17 protein-coding genes are annotated in these 21,209 nt (G+C 58.9%); 12 read left to right on the top strand and 5 right to left on the bottom strand.

The features are described from left to right. Positions 1–255 precede the first annotated feature (255 nt). Positions 256–534 (bottom strand): 30S ribosomal protein S20, encoded by a 279-nt coding sequence (rpsT, locus tag HDF12_RS17605; protein ID WP_179585465.1) that lies wholly within the window; start codon positions 532–534, stop codon positions 256–258. Between the two features lie 448 nt (positions 535–982). Between rpsT and HDF12_RS17600 the strand changes: the two genes are divergently transcribed. The 4 genes from HDF12_RS17600 to HDF12_RS17585 are packed head-to-tail and all read left to right on the top strand — an operon-like array spanning position 983 to position 5,152. Further along, positions 983–2,020 (top strand): PhoH family protein, encoded by a 1,038-nt coding sequence (locus HDF12_RS17600; protein WP_179585463.1) that lies wholly within the window; start codon positions 983–985, stop codon positions 2,018–2,020. 50 nt (positions 2,021–2,070) lie between these two features. Next, positions 2,071–3,042, top strand: coding sequence for a glycoside hydrolase family 16 protein (locus HDF12_RS17595; protein WP_373563955.1), 972 nt, complete (start codon positions 2,071–2,073; stop codon positions 3,040–3,042). Then, positions 3,039–3,701 carry an rRNA maturation RNase YbeY gene (ybeY, locus tag HDF12_RS17590; RefSeq protein ID WP_179585461.1) on the top strand — a complete coding sequence of 221 codons (663 nt, stop codon included), beginning with the start codon at positions 3,039–3,041 and terminating at the stop codon, positions 3,699–3,701. Before HDF12_RS17595 ends, ybeY begins: the two co-directional genes overlap by 4 nt. Then, on the top strand, positions 3,698–5,152 hold the full coding sequence (locus HDF12_RS17585) for a hemolysin family protein (RefSeq protein WP_179585459.1): 1,455 nt from the start codon (positions 3,698–3,700) through the stop codon (positions 5,150–5,152). The genes ybeY and HDF12_RS17585 overlap by 4 nt, the downstream gene beginning before the upstream one ends. 455 nt (positions 5,153–5,607) lie before the next feature. Here HDF12_RS17585 and HDF12_RS17580 read toward each other — a convergent pair whose 3' ends face one another. After that, a complete protein-coding gene (locus HDF12_RS17580; protein ID WP_281376834.1) occupies positions 5,608–6,672 on the bottom strand; it encodes a rod shape-determining protein in 1,065 nt (354 codons plus the stop codon). A gap of 102 nt (positions 6,673–6,774) precedes the next feature. Next, positions 6,775–8,085, bottom strand: a complete 1,311-nt coding sequence (locus tag HDF12_RS17575; RefSeq protein ID WP_179585457.1) for a hypothetical protein — start codon at positions 8,083–8,085, stop codon at positions 6,775–6,777. Positions 8,086–8,267: 182 nt separating this feature from the next. On the opposite strand from HDF12_RS17575, the gene ald reads away from it, so the two are divergent. The 3 genes from ald (at position 8,268) to HDF12_RS17560 (ending at position 13,426) form a co-directional block, all read left to right on the top strand. Next, the gene (gene ald, locus HDF12_RS17570; RefSeq protein ID WP_179585455.1) at positions 8,268–9,380 is read left to right on the top strand and encodes an alanine dehydrogenase; all 1,113 of its coding nucleotides are present in this window, start codon (positions 8,268–8,270) and stop codon (positions 9,378–9,380) included. A 69-nt stretch (positions 9,381–9,449) separates the two neighbouring features. After that, positions 9,450–12,059, top strand: a complete 2,610-nt coding sequence (locus tag HDF12_RS17565; RefSeq protein ID WP_179585453.1) for a sensor histidine kinase — start codon at positions 9,450–9,452, stop codon at positions 12,057–12,059. Next, positions 12,056–13,426, top strand: a complete 1,371-nt coding sequence (locus tag HDF12_RS17560; RefSeq protein ID WP_179585451.1) for a sigma-54-dependent transcriptional regulator — start codon at positions 12,056–12,058, stop codon at positions 13,424–13,426. Before HDF12_RS17565 ends, HDF12_RS17560 begins: the two co-directional genes overlap by 4 nt. On the opposite strand, the gene HDF12_RS17555 is transcribed toward HDF12_RS17560, so the two are convergent. Both HDF12_RS17555 and era read right to left on the bottom strand, forming a co-directional pair. Further along, entirely contained in the window at positions 13,427–13,633 is a 207-nt protein-coding gene (locus tag HDF12_RS17555) for a hypothetical protein (protein WP_179585450.1), read from the bottom strand. Positions 13,634–13,751: 118 nt separating this feature from the next. Next, positions 13,752–14,798 (bottom strand): GTPase Era, encoded by a 1,047-nt coding sequence (era, locus tag HDF12_RS17550; RefSeq protein ID WP_179585448.1) that lies wholly within the window; start codon positions 14,796–14,798, stop codon positions 13,752–13,754. 60 nt (positions 14,799–14,858) lie between these two features. Here era and HDF12_RS17545 point away from each other — a divergent pair, with 60 nt between their 5' ends. The 5 genes from HDF12_RS17545 (at position 14,859) to rodA (ending at position 21,189) form a co-directional block, all read left to right on the top strand. After that, a complete protein-coding gene (locus HDF12_RS17545; protein ID WP_179585446.1) occupies positions 14,859–16,019 on the top strand; it encodes an alpha/beta hydrolase in 1,161 nt (386 codons plus the stop codon). 176 nt (positions 16,020–16,195) lie between these two features. Next, positions 16,196–17,500 carry a rod shape-determining protein MreC gene (gene mreC, locus HDF12_RS17540; protein ID WP_179585444.1) on the top strand — a complete coding sequence of 435 codons (1,305 nt, stop codon included), beginning with the start codon at positions 16,196–16,198 and terminating at the stop codon, positions 17,498–17,500. A gap of 18 nt (positions 17,501–17,518) precedes the next feature. Beyond that, on the top strand, positions 17,519–18,043 hold the full coding sequence (mreD, locus tag HDF12_RS17535) for a rod shape-determining protein MreD (RefSeq protein WP_179585442.1): 525 nt from the start codon (positions 17,519–17,521) through the stop codon (positions 18,041–18,043). 101 nt (positions 18,044–18,144) lie between these two features. After that, on the top strand, positions 18,145–20,076 hold the full coding sequence (gene mrdA, locus HDF12_RS17530) for a penicillin-binding protein 2 (protein ID WP_179585438.1): 1,932 nt from the start codon (positions 18,145–18,147) through the stop codon (positions 20,074–20,076). 12 nt (positions 20,077–20,088) lie between these two features. Continuing rightward, the gene (gene rodA, locus HDF12_RS17525; RefSeq protein ID WP_179585437.1) at positions 20,089–21,189 is read left to right on the top strand and encodes a rod shape-determining protein RodA; all 1,101 of its coding nucleotides are present in this window, start codon (positions 20,089–20,091) and stop codon (positions 21,187–21,189) included. The last annotated feature ends 20 nt before the right edge of the window (positions 21,190–21,209 follow it).

The raw sequence follows: 21,209 nt of genomic DNA, 5'->3' as shown, positions 1-21,209 counted from the left end.
GCGCCCCTGTACGCTCTCGGTCATCTAAATCATCTGCACCCAATCATCTGCACCCACGAATCGTCATCTCGACCGAAGTCACGCGGTCTCATCGCGTGACGCAGTGGAGAGATCCCTGTATTTCGTCGTTGCGGTTGACGTTCGAGTCGCCTGCCGACAACAGGGACAAACAGAAAAAGGCTGGCTACGGTCTCCCGCAAGCCAGCCTTTTTCATAAATCTCTACGCTCGAAACCTTCAAATCAACGACTGAAAATTAAGCAGCCTTCTTAGGCGCAACAGCCTTCACGCGCGCGTTCAAGCGGCTCTTGTAGCGGCTCGCCGTGTTCTTGTGCAGAACGCCCTTCTGAACGCTCTTGTCCAAAATCGAAGCGGTTTCGCGGTATTGGGTGGTCGCCGCAGCGTGGTCGCCCTTGGCGATCGACTCGCGCAGAAGGCGCAGGGTTCCGCGCAGCTTGCTTTTGTTGGAGCGGTTCACCGCAGTCTTGGCTACGGTCTGACGTGCGCGCTTCAAAGACGAAACATGATTTGCCATAAACTCTCTTCTCTCAACCCTTACATTTGTAGGGGAAAATGGGATGCAGGCTCAAGGCCAGCCGACTCTGTATCCAGTCACGGCCTGCCGCACTCCCTGCAATATCTAAGTCTACGGAAACCTGGGCCTTTGGTCAACCCATCTTCTACCCGAAAATACGGCGTATTAGCCCCGAAAAGCATCCAATTCGTAGAAAACATGCCGTACCGCGATCCCATCCCGGTTCTGCACCAAAATCTATTCATCATTTGCCCCTTGACGCCATCTTCCCGACGTTCTACTCTTTGCCCATCTTCGACACTAGATTGGCACTTTCCGCCATCCCGGTCGCAGTCAAAGGGCGCAGCCAATGCGCCACCAGCCAGTGTCCGCTCTTCCCCTCAAAAACTCCCAAGTCAACCGGCCAAGCACCCAACCCAGCTCCCCCTGACGGAGGTCAGCACACTACTTGATCAAAAAATCCCTGGAAATCACACCTGGCATTGAGCCCCTGTACGGGACCCACGACGAAAACCTCCGCATCCTCGAGGACAAACTCAACGTCACGATCGATCTCCGCTCCGACGCTATCCACGTTACCGGCGAAGCCACCAACGTTGCTCGCGTCGAACAAGTCTTCACCGACTTCGATACCCTACGAAAATCAGGCGTCAACCTCCACAACGGCGAACTCAACGGAATGCTTAAGCTCGTCGTCGCCGATTCCACCACCACCCTCAAATCTCTTGTCGACGCAGGTAAGCAGCGCTCGGCCGGCGTCAAACGCATGGTTCAGCCCCGCTCGCCCAACCAGCGCAAGTATGTCGAAGCCATAGAACAATCCGACATGACCTTCGGCCTCGGCCCCGCCGGCACCGGAAAGACCTACCTCGCCGTAGCCATGGCAGTCTCGGCGCTCATGGCCAAAAAAGTCAGCCGCATCATCCTGGTTCGTCCCGCAGTCGAAGCCGGCGAACGTCTCGGCTTCCTCCCCGGCTCGCTCCAGGAAAAAGTCGACCCCTACCTCCGCCCCCTCTACGACGCCCTCTACGACCTCCTCGACCCCGTCAAGGTCGACAAGCTCCTCGAATCCAACGTCATTGAGGTCGCTCCTCTCGCATTCATGCGTGGCCGTACCCTCTCCGACGCCTTCATCATCATGGACGAAGCCCAGAACACGACCATGGAACAGATGAAGATGTTCGTCACCCGCCTCGGCAACAACTCCAAGGCCGTCATCACCGGCGACCTCACCCAGACCGACCTGCCCAACCCAAAGAAGTCCGGCCTCCTCGAAGCCCTCCACGTGCTCGACGGCGTCGAAGGCATTCGCTTCTGCCACTTCGAAGACGTCGACGTCGTCCGCCACCAGCTCGTCCAACGCATCGTGCGAGCCTACGACAGCTACGGAAAGGCCCAGCAGCAGCTTCCGCTCCCCATCGGCGAAACCGCCCTGCCCGATCCGAACGTCATCCAGGCCGCCAAACCCATACCAAAACCTCAATGAACTCAACCAATCTGCGATAATCAAGGACAGGGGGCGCAATCGAGCCCCCTGTGACATTTGGCACCACCTGCTTCCAAGCGATGACCACCACCGAACCTCCAAGTACTCGCTCCATCCCCGCGCTCCGCCGCCTCGGCTACTTGCGCACACTCTCACGCGCCTGCCTCGCGCTCTCTCTCACAGCTGGACTCTCGACCGTTCTCAGAGCCGAAGCTCCAAACCCATCGGACTGGATCCTCACTTGGAGCGACGAGTTCAACGGCCCAAGCGGCTCCTCCCCCGATCCCGCCAAATGGAAATTCGACATCGGCGGCAGCGGCTACGGCAACCACGAGCTAGAGTCCTACACCAACCGTCCCGTCAACGCCCACCTGCAGGACGGCCACCTCATCATCACCGCCCTCAAGGAAACCCACACCGGTCCCGACGGCATTACCCAGCCTTACACCTCCGCCCGCATCCTCACCAAGGGTCTCTTCTCCCAGCCCTACGGACGCTTCGAAGCCCGCATGAAGCTTCCCACCGGCAAAGGCATCTGGCCCGCCTTCTGGCTCCTTGGCAGCAACATCGACTCCGACCCCTGGCCCAAATCCGGCGAGATCGACATCATGGAGAACATCGGCAACCCCACCGAAGTCCACAGCACCCTCCATGGCCCCGGATACAGCGGCGCGCATCCCATCACCGCAAAGTTCACCCTCCCGGCAGGCGAGGCCGTCAACACTGCCTTTCATCTCTACTCCGTTGAGTGGACTCCGAACGACATAAAATTCTTTGTCGACGATCACCTCATCACCCACCGCACTCCCGCCGACCTGCCGCCCGGCACCCATTGGGTCTTTGATCATCCTTTCTTCATCATCTTGAATCTGGCCACCGGCGGCGACTGGCCCGGCAATCCCGACCACACCACCACCTTCCCCCAGCAGATGGTCATCGACTACGTTCGCGTCTATAAACCAAATCAGACGCAACCCAGCCAAACACCCATCGCAGCGTCCACTCCGAAGTCTCTTCAATGATCACCATCGAATTACCCTCTAGCATCAAAGAAAACCTCTCACGCCCCGGCCTGACGAGCTTTCTCAACCGTGCCCGCCTCGCCGTCGGCGTTACCGGTCAGGTCGAGGTCCTGCTCGCGGACGACCTCACCCTTCGCCGCCTCAACAGATCCTTCCGGGGCAAAAACAAGCCCACCGACGTACTCAGCTTTCCCGCCCCTGCAGAAATCTCCGACACCCACGCCGGAGACCTCGCGATATCCCTCGAAATCGCAGCCCGTCAGGCCGCCATCTACGGCCACTCCCTGCGCGACGAAGTACAGATCCTTCTCTTACACGGTCTCCTCCATCTCTCAGGTCTCGACCACGAAACCGACGACGGAGAGATGGCAGCCCGCGAAACCACTCTCCGCAGCAAACTTAAACTCTCCAACACTCTCATCGCGCGAACTACCGCGCACCCGCGAAAATTACTGCCACCCGCAACCAAAAAGAGCGCGTCGCGTTTAAAAACCCCGTCCGTCCGATCAACAAAAAAATCTTCAACCCTCACGAAAAAATCGTCATCTCGACCCAAGGCGGCGCTCTATGCCGCAGCAGTGGAGAGCCCCCCGCATTCCGCGGGAAGCACCAAAGAACTCAAAAGCGCAAAGATCAAACCTAAGCGAGGCGCAAAGTGACTCCCGGCTACGCCTATACCCTCGCCCTCATTCTCCTCCTCGCTATCCTTGCGTTGGCTGCCTACGTTGACCGCATCTACTCCGAGATGGGCAAGTTCCTTGCTCGCGAGTATCAGGACAATATCGACTCGTGGGAGCGAGTCGTCGAACCCCGTCTCCGCCTCGGTCGGGAGTCGATCGCCCTTTCAGCTTCAGTCCTTCGCCAGCTCTCCTTGGCAGCTTTGGCCTTGCTCTCTGGCCTACGCCTCTACACCCACACCACTCTGGTCCCGACCCTCGCGCGTACCCCAAGCCTCAGCGAAGTTCTCCGTGCCGTCTTCGAACTCATTCTCCTGATCCTCATCTTCGACCGCCTCCTCCCCCAGCTCCTCTTCTCCCGCACCCGCGGCCTCTGGATCGCGCGCATCACGCCCCTTCTTCAGACCCTCTTCTACCTCATCCTTCCCGTCACTCTCCTCCTCGGCCTCCTCCTCTCCATTGCAGCCCTCGCCGAACCCGAAGACACCACCGAAGAGGACCATCCCTCCGAAGCCATGGACGCTCTGCTCGAAGCCGGCGAAGAAGAGGGGATCCTCGAAGAGTCAGACCGCGAACTCGTCCGCTCTGCCGTGGAGTTCGGCGACAAAATCGTCCTCGAGGTCATGACCCCACGCCCTGAGATCTTCTCCGTTCCCGGCACTCTTACCCTGCAGGAGTTCACCGCCGAGATCAACGAGCACGCGTTCTCTCGTGTCCCCGTCTACAACGGTTCGCTCGACCACGTCACCGGCATCGCCTTCGCCCACGATCTCCTCAAGGTCCTTGACACTGAGGCCAACACCCGCACCGTAGCCCAGATTCAACGCCCCGCCGCCTTCGTACCCGAGACCAAAAAGGTAGCCGAACTCCTTCGCGAGATGCAGCGCGAAAAGCAGCACATGCGCATGGTCATCGACGAGTACGGCAGCGTCGCAGGCCTTGTCACCATTGAGGATTTGCTTGAGGCGATCGTAGGCAACATCGCCGACGAGCACGACGAACCTGAAGCAGACGACGAACCTATCCGCGAAACCAACGGCGCTTACGTCGTCTCTGGTTCGTTCGAGCTTTCTCGTCTGCGCGACCTCTTCGCCGATCAATTTGAGCCGAATCATCGCGCTACGCGACCCGCTGAGGATGGAGAACCGCATGATGCGGAAGAAGAACGGGTTGAGCTGGATGGGGGTGAGAGGGAAGAGGCGGAGGATTTGAAGGATCTTCGCGATACGCGGGACGATCCTACGGCTCTACGGCTTCCAGAACACTATGAATCTACGACACTTGGGGGCTTGGTGTCGGAGATTGCGGGGCATATTCCTCTGCCCGGCGAGGTGGTGGAAGAAGATGGGCTTCGGCTGGAGGTGCTTGCCAGTACGGACCGGCGGATCGATCGGATTCGTGTGAGTCTTACGAATCCTCCTGACCTTTCCTAAAAAAATTGCAGTGTGGTTATGTTTTTTTCTGACGTGGTGAATATGCGAAAAATAAAGGGATTTTGCGAAAATAGCGCGTTTTAGCGTGGTGTTTTGATGGTGTGATTGTGGTGGTTTGTGTGGCTGGGATGGTGTTTTAGCAGCCATATTTCGAGGGGCTAAAAACACGCCACGTTTTTCAACTTTATTTTGGCTCTCCTGCCGGACGGGCCCACTACGCGTGGGGCGGTCACTTCGTGACTTGTATACCCCTTCGGTTGGCGCTCCCGTTGGTCGCGAGGGAAGATTGATTCCGACCAACGGGAGGACCACGCGAAGCTCTAAAAAGGCGTGCGAACGCCCGCGCTCCGCGCAGGAGGCCCGTCCGGCAGGACAGCTTCTACAACAGAAAGGTCCCGGATTGAGTCCGAGACCTTCCCTGTAACCAGAGTGGAACCATCGCATCAGTGTCTTGTTTAGTCGATTGAGATCTTTCGGAGCAGTTTGAAGTCGGAGAGCATCTTTCCTGTTCCGAGCACGACAGATGCCAGGGGGTCGTCGGCGATCGAGACGGGAAGCCCTGTCTCCTCGCGGATGCGCTTGTCGAGGTTCTTGATGAGGGCGCCGCCGCCGGTGAGTACGATGCCGCGGTCGGAGATATCGGCGGAGAGTTCGGGCGGGGTTCGCTCGAGGGCTACGCGGATGGCGTTAATGATGGTTGCGATGCACTCGCTGAGGGCTTCGCGGATCTCGGAGTCTTCGATGGTGATGGTCTTCGGCACACCCTCGATGAGGTTGCGGCCCTTGACCTCCATCGAGATGGGTTTGTCGAGCGGGTAGGCCGAGCCGAGGGAGATCTTGATCTGTTCTGCGGTGCGTTCGCCGATGAGCAGGTTGTACTTCCGCTTGAGGTAGGTCATCACGGCCTCATCCATCTGGTTGCCAGCCATGCGGACCGAACGTGAGTAGACGATGCCTGCGAGCGAAATTACCGCGATGTCAGTGGTGCCGCCGCCGATGTCGACGACCATGTTGCCGCCCGGCTCGGTGATGGGCAAACCCGCGCCAATCGCGGCGACCATGGCCTGTTCGACCAGGTGAACCTCGGAGGCTTTGGCTCGATAAGCCGAGTCCATGACAGCTCGTTTTTCTACCTGAGTGATCTCGGAGGGGACGCCGATCACGATACGCGGGTGAACCATCATCTTCCGGTTGTGCGCCTTCTGGATGAAGTAGTTCAGCATCTTTTCGGTGTGGCGGAAGTCGGCGATGACGCCGTCTTTCATCGGCTTGATGGCGACGATATTTCCCGGCGTGCGGCCGAGCATCTCTTTGGCCTCTTTGCCGACGGCCTCAACCTCGTTGGTGATCTTGTTCACCGCGATGATGGAGGGCTCGTTGACGATGATGCCTTTGCCGTGAGCGAAGACGAGCGTGTTCGCCGTGCCGAGGTCGATAGCAAGGTCGCTGGAGAAGAGGCTGAAAAGAGACCGCATATTGTGAATGCGGGAGTAACGCATCTGAAAACTATTCGAAGACATAGGTGTTTGCGATCGATCCTAAAAAGAGACTCACACTAGTGTATTCCTTTAGCAAGCTGTATTTCAGCACCTAACCTAACCAGTAAGCATGCCTCTTCTGTGTTAGTCCCGTTCTGGTTCACACAGCAGCCGACAGCAGAAGAGCGCCGAGGGATAGATGAGTATGCTGACGTGGCGGGTGTAGGCGAAGCCGGCGAGGTAGGGAAGTGTGGAGGCTACTACCAGGGCTAGAAATGTAGCGGCGGCCACGCGCAACGAGCGATCGTCTTCGAAGCGACGCCGGAGCAGCAGAACGATTGCGCTGACAGTCGCGATCCAGAACATCAGCCGGAAGAGCAGCATCCCGGCGATTTCGATCAGTTGCCGGGCGCCAAAGATTGCGGTTGAGCCGTACTTCTCGACCGAGAAGAAGAGGATCCTCAGCTTGCGCCGATCTCCTGACAGCGTCTCTCGAGGATGAGTTTGCAGATACTGGAGCGCCGCCCGCAGGTGATAGTCGTTGAAGCTCCACTCGTCGGGGAAGCTCATTCCGCGATTCAACTCGAAGTCGTACCAGTCGAGGGAGTCGCCATGCGTGGGTGGGTAATTCTGAAGAAAGCCGGCGTTGTTGCCTTTATGGAGATTGATGCCGTCGAAGCTGGTTCCCACGCTGAATCGTCCGCTCGCGTGGTGCTGATGGAGCGCCCACCCCAAAGGCGCTGCCGCAACCAGCAGCACGGCGAGCCATCGCAGCTTGGTTTGACGCTCCAAAGCCAGGAAACCCACCAGCAGCACCAACACGGCGACCAGCATCCCGCTCTTCGAGAGGTAAAGTCCATCGAGCGCTGCTGCGAACAGCACGGCTCCTCGAACGCCGCGCAGACCAGGCCAGTCGAGGAACAGCATCGCCGCGGCCATCGCCAGAAAACTGTAGGAGAACCCTTCGTCTACCTGCAGATTGGTCACGTCGGCCAGAAACGCCGGAATGAAGAACGGAATAAGAAGTAGAAGGATTACCATCAGCCTGCGACCGAACGGCCGCGGCAGGCAGCACCATGCCAGATAGATGGCGAACTCGACCGGCAACAACAGGAGGATCGTCTTGAAACAGGCGACGGGAACGTAGCGGTCGCCAAAGAGCCGAATGCCCGAGGCGACCGTGATCGCGGTGGCCGGCATGCGCGCTGCATGGAAGCAGATGGGATTGCCGCGAGTCCCCATCTCCTCGGTGCAGACCGTAATACCACCGCCGTTGAGCAGGCTGCGCGTAGTTGGTCCCACCAGATTGGTGAGGGAAAAGAGCGACCTGTCTGCCCTCGCCTGATCGAGGGTCCACACCGCGGCCAGCGACACCAGTACAGGGACGATCAGCAGCACCAGCAGCAGGCGGCGGTCTTGCTTTGTCTGATCCAAATCGCCTGCGGTTCGTGGCATCTGCCCAATCTAATCGAAGTTGACCCGATTGCTACTTTTTCCTGTCCTGTTTCCTCATGGTGTTATCGCCCCGGTTCGGTTATGGGACTGTGCTTGAGGATGGCTTTCTCATCCTGCCGCGACATCGTTCTGGTGCAAATAGATACAATCGAAATAAGCTTCAGCGATGTGGAGACAGACGAATGATTATTGGTGTGCCTAAGGAAGTTAAGGATCACGAGAGCCGCGTAGGGGTAACCCCGGCTGGCGTCAAAGCACTGGTTGAAGCGGGACACAAGGTTCTGGTGGAGCATGATGCCGGGGCGCTGTCTGCCATGCCGGACGACGAGTACCAGGAGGCGGGCGCGGAGATCGTCGGCTCAGCGTATGACGTTTGGCGGTTGGCCGAGATGGTCGTCAAGGTGAAGGAGCCGGTTGAGAAGGAGTACAAGCACTTTCGCGAGGGCCTGGTTCTGTTCACGTATCTCCACCTCGCTCCGTTGAACGACCTGACCGATTCGCTGCTTACCTCGAAGGTCACAGGCATCGCTTATGAGACCGTTCGCGATCGCACGGGAGCCCTGCCGTTGCTGACCCCGATGAGCGAGGTCGCCGGTCGCATGAGCGTCCAGGTTGGCGCAGCTTATCTTGAGAAGGAGCATGGCGGACGCGGAGTTCTTCTGGGCGGCGTTCCGGGTGTGCCTCCGGGAAATGTTTGCATCATCGGCGGCGGCATTGTGGGCACGAACGCTGCGAAGATTGCGTTGGGCATGGGCGCGAAGGTGACGTTGATTGATTTGAACCTGAATCGTCTACGCGAGCTTGACGACATCTTTGGCGGCCGCATCTACACGGTTGCTTCGAACAGCTACAACATCGAACATGCGGTTCGAGAGGCGGACCTTGTGATTGGAGGCGTTCTGATTCCGGGCGCGGCTGCGCCGAAGATCGTGACGAAGGCGATGGTGGCGAAGATGAAGAAGGGCGCGGTGATCGTCGATGTTGCGATCGATCAGGGAGGCTGCATTGAGACCGCGCACCCGACCACGCACTCGAATCCTTCGTATGAGGTCAACGGCGTGGTGCATTACTGCGTGACGAATATGCCTGCTGCAGTGCCAAATACGTCGACGCTTGCCTTGACGAACGCGACTTTTCCCTACGTGCTGAAGCTGGCGCGGCTGGGGGCCAACGCGGCGATCAGTGAAGACAAGGGCATTGCAGAGGGAGTCAATACCTTCAACGGCGTTCTGACCTACGGTGCAGTGGCCCAGGCGCAGAAGCGCGAGTGGCAGGCTGTGGCGAAGCTGGTGTAGCTGGTGCGGGTTGAGCGAGGGATGCGTGCTCCGCCCGCATATAATCTGGGGGATTGAGGAGGGCGAGCCATGGGAACTACGAACCGGCGAAAGATTTGGATCGTAGCTCTGGGTGCGTGCCTGCTCATCCTCTTCGTGGCCCTTGCCACGCTGAACGCATTTAACACACAGCTGCCGAAGCCCGCCAGCACGCAACAGACGGTCATCTTCACAGGCCTGTCGATCGTGGCTTTTCTTCTCTTCGTCGTGGTGCTTCTGCTGCTCGTCCGCAACGTGTTGAAGCTTTATGCCGACCAGCGCAGCCGCGTGATGGGTACGCGTCTGCGCACGCGGATGTTGTGGGGCGCGGTGCTGGTGAGTCTGGTTCCGATTGCCTCAATGTTTGCGTTCAGCTATCAGCTGATGAACCGCGCGGTCGATCGCTGGTTTACGCAGCCGGTGACGGATATGCGGGAAGACAGCAATAACATGGCGTTGGAGCTGGCGCACTACACGACCGCTAACGCTCGCGCGGAGGCGGATTCGATTGCCGCCAGCCTTCCTGCGGCACCGGTGGTTGCTCCCGAGGGCAAAGCGCCCGGTGCTGCACACGCGGCTGCTTCGGTTCATGGCTCCGGCCGCCGCTCGAACCACGGTCCCCTGCCCGGTGTTGGTCATGCGGTCGTGCCGTCGGCTGCGACTCGGAATCGCGAGGCAATTCACGATGTTTTGCGACAGCACGAGATCACGTTGCAGAACGGCTTTGCGATCGTCTATCGCGAGGGCCGCGTCGTTGCTTCGTTTCACATGCCGCAGCGTGCCGGTGCGACGGCGCAGGTTAAGGTTTGGCTCCCGGATCAGGTGGCTGGGGTTGATACGGACGAGTCGGGGGCTCGTGCACCCACTGATCCAACGGATACTGCGATTCTTGCCGCTGCGCTGCGCATCGACCAGCCCGTGTTCTCGCTTGGAACTACAGACTACGCGCTTGGCGCGACCACTCTTAAACAAGGTGAGACCGTTGTCGTAGGCCTGCCAATGCCGTTTGGGATGGCTGCGACGATGACCAATCTGCGCAAGGCGGCGGATGCGTACTGGGTGCTTTATAGCGAGCGGCGTCAGATCAGGGATCTTTATATGCTCCTGTTGCTGATGATGACGAGCCTTGCTCTGTTCGCGTCGTGCTGGCTTGCGCTGCATCTGTCGAAACAGGTGACTAAGCCGGTTGAGGCGCTGGCGGATGCGATGGAGGCGATTGCACAGGGGGATTACGGCCACCGCGTGCAGGAGAGCGCGACCGAAGAGCTTGGGGAGCTGGTGCGGAGCTTCAACCATATGGCTGCCGATCTTGAGGGCAGCCGGCGCGCGGTGGAGGAGTCTACGGTACAGCTGAGTGCGGCCAACACCGCGCTTGAGGCGCGGCGCGGCGAGCTTGAGACGATGCTGGAGACGATTCCGAATGGAGTTGCTACGCTCGACACCGATCGCCGGATCATCCTGGCCAACCGGGCGCTTAGCGAGATGATGGATCCCGGCGGGCAGAGGCCGTTCTATGGGCTGGTGATGGAGGAGGTCTTTCCGCCTGAGGTCTCCGAGGTGCTTGACCGGCTGATTAAACGCAGCCATCGCATGGGCTCGGCGTCGAGCGAGATTGAGATTACAGGCTTCCCGCAGACCTCGAGCGACAGGTTCGGCGGGACGATGAACCTGCTGGCTACGGTCGCGCTGCTGGAGATGCCAGCGGCGACGGAACGGATGCGGCGCGAGCACCAGGGGTACGTGATTGTTCTTGAAAACGCGACCGAGCTGCTGCGTGCGCAGAAGCAATCGGCGTGGAAGGAAGTGGCGCGGCGTGTGGCCCACGAGATTAAAAATCCGCTGACACCGATCAGCCTGAGCGCTGAGCAGATTCGCCGCCACATCGATCGCCTGGCTCGCGCCGTCGCCGAGGTCACACCTGCAAGCGCTCCTGAGCCGCCTTCTATCGCCGTCATTCGTCGATGCTCGGAGGTGATCACCTCGTCGGTGGAGAGCATGCGTTCGCTTGTCGATCAGTTTGCCGCGCTCGCTGAGTTTCCGACGGCTCGACCCAAGCCTGCGGACCTCAACACGATTGTGGAGAACTCGCTGGCGCTGTTCGCCGGACGCATGCAGGCGATTCGCATCGTGCGCAAGATGAGCCCCGACCTGCCGTTGATTATGGCGGACCCTGAGGCTCTCAAACGCGCTCTCGGCAATCTCATCGACAACGCCGCCGAGGCTATGCAGCAGAGTCTCTACCGCGAGCTGCAGATCGGCACATGTCTCTTAGAGAATGGAATGGTCGAACTCGCGATTGCCGACAGCGGCTCTGGTCTTACTGACGACATGCGCGAGCGACTCTTTCTGCCTTACTTCTCCACCAAGCAGCGTGGCACCGGCCTCGGTCTCGCGATTGCCGCAAAGATCATTCAGGAGCACCAGGGTACGATACGTGCGGAGAAGAACGAACCAGCAGGGGCCAGGTTCATCATCGAGCTGCGCCCAGCCCTTTCGCTTGATAGCGACTCCGACGCGCCGGCGGGCCTCAGCGCCTTCGCCATTCCGCAGAACGGCCATCAGCCGCCGGTCGAGGTTGAATCTGCCACTGAGACTCCAGTTCCCAGCAACACTAAAGCAGAGGACGACTTTGCTTCCACCCTCCCCAGAGGCCCACAATGAACCACGTACTCATCGTTGACGACGAAGCTGAGATCCGCGAGTCGCTCGAAAGCATCCTTCGTGAAGAGGATTATCTCGTCACCACTGCCGCGACTGCGGGCGAAGCTCTCGAGCTTCTGCGCGACGCTGCCTACGATGTTGTTCTGCTGGATATCTGGCTGCCCGATCGCGACGGTCTCGATACTCTGACCGAGATCCGTCAGATGGAGTCGACGAATGTGCCTGAGGTTGTGATCATCAGCGGTCACGGCACGATCGAAGCGGCTGTGCGCGCCACGAAGCTGGGGGCCTATGACTTCCTCGAGAAGCCTCTGTCGCTCGACCGCACGCTCATCGTACTTAAGAACGCGATGAAGGCTCGCCAGATGCGTGAGGACAACCAGGAGTTCTCGCGTCAGCTTACAAAGGGAACGGTGACAGGAAACTCCGTCCCGATGAAGGCGCTGCGCCAGCAGATCAAGTTGATGGCGCCGACGAACGGACGCGTGCTGATCTACGGGGAGTCCGGGGCAGGGAAGGAGCTCGTCGGCAGAGCCATGCACGCGGAGAGTCTGCGCAAGGACCGTCCTTTCGTTGAACTCAACTGCGCCGCGATCCCGGAGGATTACATCGAGAGCGAACTCTTCGGCTATCGCCATGGAGCGGTGCCGGGCGGCCCAACCGAGAAGCGCGGAACGTTTGAGAGAGCGGATGGCGGCACACTCTTCCTCGACGAAGTCGGCGACATGAGCCTGAAGACGCAGGCCAAGGTGTTGCGCGCTTTGGATGAGCAGCGCTTTCTTCCGGTCGGAGCTTCGCACCCGGTGCACGTCGATGTGCGGGTTATCGCAGCTACCAATAAGGATCTTGAAGAGGAGATCGCTCGGGGCAACTTCCGCGAAGATCTGTTCTATCGTCTCAACGTCATTCCGTTTTTTGTGCCGCCTCTGCGCGACCGCAAAGAAGATATTCCTCTGCTCGTCAAAGAATTTCTGCAGCAGTTTGGCGCCGAGTATGGTCGTCCTCACGTCGAGATGACCGAAGATGCGCTAGCGGCGTTGAAGCAATACCATTGGCCAGGCAACGTTCGCGAGCTGCGCAATTTGGTGGAACGCGTCCTGATCCTCAACCCGAAGACGCTGCGTATTGAGCGCAAACATCTGCCCATGCTCGTCTATCGTGACTCGGCCAAGGACTCCAACAAGGGCAATGGACGCGAGGAGTTCACCAGCCTGCTGCAGGCTCGTGAAGCCTATGAACGCGACTACATCCTGAAAAAACTAGACGAGTTCCATGGCAACGTCAGCCGCGCTGCCGAAGGGCTTGGCCTTGAACGCAGTCATCTGTACCGCAAGATGAAGGCTCTAGGCGTTAGCGTCAAGGAATAGTCACTTTTTCGCTTTGCCATACGCTTCTTCAAGGTGTTTCAGAGCTGCTGAAAGTTCGCCATCGTCTTCAATCGCGAAGCTTTGCCACTTTTCGCCTTCAGTCTGTCCAGGTTCATTCAGTTTCGTTGCGATTGCGTTCGGCAACTCCAACCCTCTTGTGCCGGGAAGCAAGGCAAAGATCGTATCGCCCCGATAGATGCTGATCATTCCAAACATGCGGCCTGTTCTTGTCTCAGGCCACCGTCGAACCTCTTCTATCAACAGAATCGACCGCCGCCGCATCTCCTCAGATACCTTGGGTAGCGCTGGCCGTCTGGTTCCCATATCACTCTTCCGTTTGCTGTTTTTCCGCAATCAACTCCAACTGGCGGCGCCAGTCGAGGTCTTCGACGAAGCCGCGGCTGGAGCGCCACTCCTCCTGAACCTTGACGAAGAGCTCGAGAAAGACGCGTGTGCCGAGGAGTGATTCGATGTCTTTGCGGGCTGCGGTGCCGATGCGCTTCAACATCTCGCCCTGCTTGCCGATGAGGATTGCCTTCTGGCCCGTTCGCTCGCAAAAGATGGCGGCGGAGATTTTGGTCACCGGCAGCTTGCCGTCCTTCATCTTCTTCATAGAGGCGGGCTCTTCGAACTTCTCGATCACTACCGCAGTGGCGTAAGGGACTTCTTCGCCAGTCAGCATCAGGATTTTTTCGCGGATGAGTTCGGCGACGAGGAAGCGCTCCGGCTGGTCGGTCAGTTGATGCTTTGGGAAGTAGCGCTGGCCTTCTTTGAGCTGGCCAACGATCTTTTCGAGAAGCAGATCGAGGCCTTCCTTCTTGCGGGCGGAGATTGGAATCACGTCGGCGAAGGAGTGCAGCGTGGACCAGTGCGCTATCAGCGGGAGCAGGTCCTTCTTTGGAATCGCGTCCATCTTGTTGAGAACCAAGATCACGGGGCATTCCAGCTTTTTGATCAACGAGAGCGCGAAGTCGTCTTCGGCGGCAGACATGCCCATTCGCCCTGTCGTCTTGCCGCTGTCGCCTGCACCGGGAGTCTTTGGCAGACGGTGGGTCACGTCGACGATGAAGAGCACGGCGTCGCGCGACTCCAGCGCGTCGTGGACCTCCTGCATCATCCGTTTGTCGAGCTGCGTGTCCGGCTTATGGATGCCCGGTGTGTCGACCAGAACCACCTGCGCGGCGGGATGCCCGGGTTCGCCTTTAGCCTTCTTTTTCAACGGAACTTCGAGCACACCGTGGATGCGGGTGCGCGTCGTCTGCGGTTTGTGCGTGACGATAGCGAGCTTCTGTCCGAGCAGCGCATTGAGCAAGGTTGATTTCCCCGCGTTGGGGCGACCGATGATGGAGACGAAACCGGAGCGAAAGGCCATTCTCCTTATTATGCGCTGTTATAGTGCCCGAATCTGCAAACGTCGTCTAAACTGACTCGTATGAGATTCACCAAACTGCGGACTGCTCGCAGATTCGCTCGAGGTCTGGCCCTGCTATCCTCCGTCACCGCACCACTTTTCCTTTCGGCTCAAGCCATCAAACCCTTCTTTTCGATCGAGGTTCATTCTGACCGGACGGTGACCTTCTCCTACAAAGATGCCGCGGCGACCACGGTTGAACTCGTGGTCGGCGGATTGCCGAAGAAGCTGCCGATGAAGAAGGATGCGGCCGGCATCTGGACGGTGACGACGCCGTCTTTGCCGCCCGAGATCTACGGATATCACTTCGAGTCGGACGGCGATTTCCGGCTCGATCCTGCCAATCCAGACACGACGATCAACCTGGTTGATGTCGCGAATGAGCTGACGGTACCAGGCGACACGCCGCAACTATGGGAGGTAGCTAACGTCCCGCACGGCGTCCTGCACCACTACAACTACACGACGAACACTGTCCTTGGCCTGCCTCAAAATCAGAGTCGTTACTACGTCTACACTCCGCCGGGCTATGACCCGAAGGCTCCGCAGCCGTATCCGGTCCTCTATCTGCTTCACGGGTGGAGCGATTCTGACTCGGGCTGGACGGCGGTGGGCCGCGTCGATCTGATCCTCGACAATCTGCTGGCACAGGGAAAGATCAAGCCGATGGTTGTGGTGATGCCGCTGGGCTACGGAGATATGTCCTTCATTCACCAGTTTCATGTCTGGGAAGATCCTGCCGCCATCGACCGGAACACCGACCTGTTTGCCAAGGCTTTGCTCACCGAGGTCCTTCCGCGTGTTGAGGCCGATTACCACGTCTCGAAGGATCGCAACGACCGCGCCATCACCGGACTCTCCATGGGCGGCCTTGAAAGCCTGGAGATCGGACTCTCGCACACCGATAAGTTTGCCTGGGTCGGAGGGTTCAGCTCGGCCGTTCACAACTTGAACTACGAGGGCAATTTGGCATCGCTCAACCCCAAGGCCGCCGATCTTCGCCTGCTTTGGGTGGCGTGCGGAACAGAGGATTCACTGATCGAGCCGAACCGAAGATTCGTTGAGTTTCTCAAGAGCAAGAACATGCAGGTGAAGCAGATCGAAACACCTGGCTACCACACGTGGATGGTCTGGCGGGATAATCTGAGCCAGTTTGCTCCGCTGCTCTTTCAGCCGAAGTAGCGCCGGGCAGCATGCGCCGAACGTGGTATGGACCATCTCGCAAATCGGAGTCAAGGTCTTACGCGAGTACGGTGTAGTGGGGAAATCGTTCGGCAGGTAAGAAAGAAAAGTTGGCCTCCGCATCCAGCACGCCACCTCCGCCCGCGCGTGACTTCGCGGATAATCGGTGTTAGCGCATGGAATCTTTCTTCACACGGTTTAAAAACGTTCTGGTGCTGGTGGCGATCCTGCTGGCCCAGACGATCGGTCTTGCGGTGCAGGTTCGCCGGCCGGTCGAATCGGGTGCGCCCGACAGCAACAGGGTTACGCTTATCCGCTATTGGGCCGTCTCCATCGTTACTCCGTTTGAGCGATTCTTCCACGGAATCGGCCACACTGTTCGCTATGGATGGTCCGACTATGTCGACCTGCGCAACACCCGCCAACAGAACCACGACCTTCAGGAGCAGATCGCACGGCTCCGGCTGGAGCAGGCTTCTTTCGCCGAAGACGCCATGCAGGGGCATCGGCTGCAGGCCATGCTCGACTTCCAGCAACACTACGTCTCCACCACTGTCGCGGCGCAGGTGATTGGGACGAGCGGCAATGATCTCTCTCGCGTGGTCTATATAGATAAAGGCGCGAAGGATGGCCTGAAGGCGGACCAGGCGGTTATTACTCCGGACGGCATCGTCGGGAAGATCCGGGATGTCTTCCCGCACACGTCGCAGGTGCTGCTGATCAACGACCAGACCTCGGGGGCGGGCGTGCTGCTTGCTACCACCCGGATTCGTGCCATTCTTCGGGGTAGCACCACCGGCCAGATTCTTATCAATAATCTGACTCCGGACGATCGCATTAAGCCCGGCGAGCAGGTGCTCAGCTCCGGCGGCGACCAGGTTTATCCGCGCGGGCTTCCCGTCGGCACGATCGAGTCGATCAAGGTCGACCCGGATCACCAGCCTTACACGCTCATCCAGCTTCGACCCGCAGCCAATCTGAATCAGCTTGAGGAAGTTCTGGTGATCACTGGCACCCAGATCACGCTCCCCGTGGCCGCCCAGAAGGATCTGGCTGCAGGTGTTGTGACTGCCGAGACTCAGGCCGCTGCCAAACAGCTCGCAGATCAGCAGACTGCCGAGGCTGCTGCCCGGTCGGCCGCTCAGATAGTGGCTGATCGCCTGCCGAGCATTCATGAGGGAGACGATGCCGCCAAGACCGGAGCCGCGACGACACCCGCCGCCACTACTCCTCCGCTCAATGTCGTGCCGAAGCCGCTTCCGACTATTCACTCAGACCGCTATTCGCCAGGAGCAACTCCATCGGCGGCCAGTCTCAAGCCTGGCGCTCCTGAGGCGGCCAATCCGGTTGTGCCTCAAACGACTCCGGACGCAACGACTCAGCCAGCCACGCAGAAGCCGGTGCAGCCAAAGCCTCGGAAACCTCAGCCTCAACCGGACTCGGCTCAGCCCCCGGCCCAGTCCCCAAACCCGCAGCCGTAGCAGTCCGCTAACTACACCATGGCCACCCGCAGCTTTACATCCCGTCGAGAGCTAGAGCAGCACAGCTTTCCTTCTGCCGTCGCGTTGCTCGTTCCGTTGGGGGCGATCCTTCTGCAGGCGCTGCTCCCCAGGCCGTTTCCGCGACTTGCCATCCTCGATCTCCCTCTGATCGTCACCATCTTCTTCGCTGTCTCGCGTCGCAATCCTGTCGCAGGAACCCTTACTGGAGCAGCCATTGGGCTTCTTCAGGACGCCCTCACCGCTCAGCCCATCGGGGTCAACGGCATGGCGAAGTCGGTCATCGGGTACATCGCGGCCAGCATTGGCATCCAGGTTGACGTGGAAAACCTTACGACCCGCATTCTTATCAACTTCGGCTTCTTTCTTATCAATAGCTTCCTGCTCTTCCTCATCAACCGCCGTCTCCTTGGACTCACAAACTTCCACATCTATTGGAGCCACGAGTTCTTCCGCGCTGCAATTAATACAGTCGTAGCCCTTCCCATCTTCTTTCTGCTCGATAACACCAAACGCACCGAGTAAAACGTGGATTTCATTTGTCTAATTTCATTCGTCTAAACGGTACTCACGACACAACAGTGGTATGCACGAATCATCAACTCCAGTCGTAGACTGAGATAAGCATGCAACTAACCCACCATATCGACCCGAATGACGTCGGCCCCAACGGCAGGGCCGAGAAGGTCTCTGCGGGGAAGCTTCATGCAGCTCAGTACATCGTCGCGCTCATTCTGATCGTTCTTATCACCGGTCTCTGGCGGCTGCAGGTTCTTGGCGCTGATAACTTCCGCGCGCTCGCCGAAGCCAATCGCATTCGTAAGGTTCCAATCCTCGCTCCACGCGGTCGCCTGTTTGACCGAGAGGGCCGGCTGCTCGTCGACAACTACCCTTCGGTCTCCTGCTATTTGCTGCGCGAGCAGGTCAAAGACCTTGATGCCGATCTGCCTCTCATCTCGCAGGGTCTCCACATTCCCATCGAGCAGATCCAGTCCACGCTGCGCCGCTACCAGATCGCGCCCAAATATCAGCCCATTCCGTTGAAGCAGGACATCTCGCCCGACGAGCAGGCCTTCATCGCGGCCCATCGCGACGAACTTCCCGAGCTCGAGACCCTGGACGAGCAGCGCCGTCTCTATCCTCGGGATGGATTCGCCGCCCACCTTATCGGGTATGTCGGCGAAGTCTCTGAGCAGATGCTCGACGACCCACGCTACGCCTTCTACTCGCCCGGCGACGTCGTTGGCCGCTCTGGCGTTGAACAGACCTACGACGCGCTGCTTCGCGGGAAAGACGGCAGCCGCGACGTCATCGTCAACAGCCACGGCAAGGAGCTTGGCCACCTCGGCCAGGAGCTTGCTGTCCCAGGCAAAGACCTGAAGCTCACCATCGACCTCGACCTGCAGATTGCCGCTGAAAAAGCTCTCGATGGCAAGAACGGCGCCATCGTTGCGATGGATCCTCACACCGGCGAGATCCTCGCGATGGTCTCGCGCCCAACCTACGATCCCAACCAGTTCTCGGTTCGCCTCACCAAAAACTACTGGAACGAGATCATCAATAATCCCGATCACCCGCTGCTGAATAAGAGCCTCCAGGCGCAGCTCGCTCCGGGCAGCACCTTCAAGATCATCATGTCAGTCGCGGGTTTGCAGGAGAATGTAGCCCAGACCATGCACGTAAGCTGCAACGGTGGTGCGGAGTTCTACGGCCACTTCTATGCCTGTGACAAACACCACGGTGCGGTCGACATCAATAATGCGATTCCGTACTCCTGCGACACCTTCTACTACACGCTCGCTAATCGTCTTGGCATCGATACCATCGCGAAGTACGCTACATCTGTGGGTCTGGGTCAGAGAACAGGAATCGACCTGCCCGATGAGGTTGCCGGAACGATGCCCTCCACGGCGTGGAAGCTGAAGACTCAGCACGACAAGTGGTTCGCTGGCGAGACCATCTCGGTTGGTATCGGTCAAGGTGCCGTAACTGCAACACCGATGCAACTCGCTCGTGCACTCAGCGGTATCGCATCGGGTGGAGTCTTCCGGCGTCCCCACGTTGTCTTTGCCGATGAAGTTCCGTCCGACATGCAGCAAGCGATTCAGGAGTCCTTCCCCGGGTCCGGCAATGCGACCATTCCGCTGAGTACGGAGAACTGGCAGCTGATTACTGACGCCATGGCGAATGTGACCAGCAGCCCTATCGGCACTGCCTACGCCGCTCATCTTGAAGGGGTCGATTTTGCAGGCAAGACCGGGACTGCCCAGGTGATCGGCCATGACGCATTGGCCAAGACCAACAAAGGTCATAACACGGAGCCGAACGCCTGGTTCGTCGGCATGGCTCCGCGGCGGAATCCCGACATCGTTGTCGCCGTCCTCTGGGAGCATGGGAACTGGGGCAACAACTCCGCCAAGCTCGCCTCGCAAATCATCGACGCCTATGTGAACAAACAGCGCAAACGCGACAACAACATCCGCATCGCAACTACGCCTGAGCCTGCCAAGCCCACGACTCCCACCAGCGAAGCACCTACCGTACCGAGCGCCGAATAGGACAGACCAGCCATGCCCCGTTTCTCCTCCTACCGCGACTTCGATTGGGTCCTTCTCGGATTCGTGCTTCTGCTCTCGCTCATCTCTGTCCTCGAGATCAAGTCGGCCACGCTCCACACCAAGTTCCACGGCTTCGATCATAAGCAGATCCAGTTCCTGGCCGGCGGCATCTTCCTGATGTTCGTCATCTCCCTGATCGACTATCACCGCCTGATCGACATCATCCACTGGGCCTATGGCGTCAGCGTGCTGTCGCTCATTGCGGTCCTGATCGTCGGCACCAAGGTGCTGGGCGGGCGGCGCTGGATCAAATTTCCCGGCGGCATCCACTTTCAGCCGTCCGAGTGGGTCAAGCTCGTGCTCATCCTCACAGTGGCCCGCTACTTCTGGGGGCTGGCGGGTAAGGAACTCACGTGGGGGGACATCGGCAAGGCCGCTGCCATGGTCGTTGTTCCGATGGCGCTGGTACTCAAACAGCCGGATCTTGGGACAGCGTTGACTTATCTCCCTATTTTGATTTGTGGGTTATTCCTCGGCGGCATCCGCGTCAAGCAGGTTGGCCTCGTCGTCCTAGCGCTTGCCATTATCGGTGGCGTAGCCTGGAAGAGCGGCAAGCATCTCAAGCCATATCAGCAGGCACGGATCAACGCCTTCATGGACCCCGACTCTGACCCGCGCGGCTCCGGCTACCAGATCCGCCAGTCTCTTATTGCGGTCGGTTCAGGCGGAATTTGGGGCAAGGGCGCGAACAAGGGCACCCAGACCCAGGGCGACTTCTTGCCCATTCCTTACACCGATTTCATCTTCGCGGCCTTCTGCGAAGAGCACGGCTTCGTCGGCGCAATCGGAGTTCTGCTCCTCTACTTCCTCATTCTTATGCGTTTAATTCAGAACGCCCAGACCGCTTCTGATCTGCCTGGCAGCTTCATCATCATGGGGGTGGTCGCAGTAATCGTCTTTCAGATCGCGGTTAACGTAGGCATGGTCGTCGGCCTGATGCCGGTCACGGGCATTCCTTTGCCGTTGCTGAGTTACGGTGGTTCGTCGGTTCTGTTTACGTTTCTCTCGCTCGGCATCGTGATGAACATCCGCATGCGGCGCTTCGTCAACTAGCGGCATGTCAGTCAGCGGAT

The sequence above is a fragment of the Tunturiibacter gelidiferens genome (assembly GCF_013410115.1).
Lineage (GTDB): Bacteria > Acidobacteriota > Terriglobia > Terriglobales > Acidobacteriaceae > Edaphobacter > Edaphobacter gelidiferens.
Note: the sequence above shows the minus strand (reverse complement) of the source record. Positions and strands in the feature narration are given on the sequence as shown.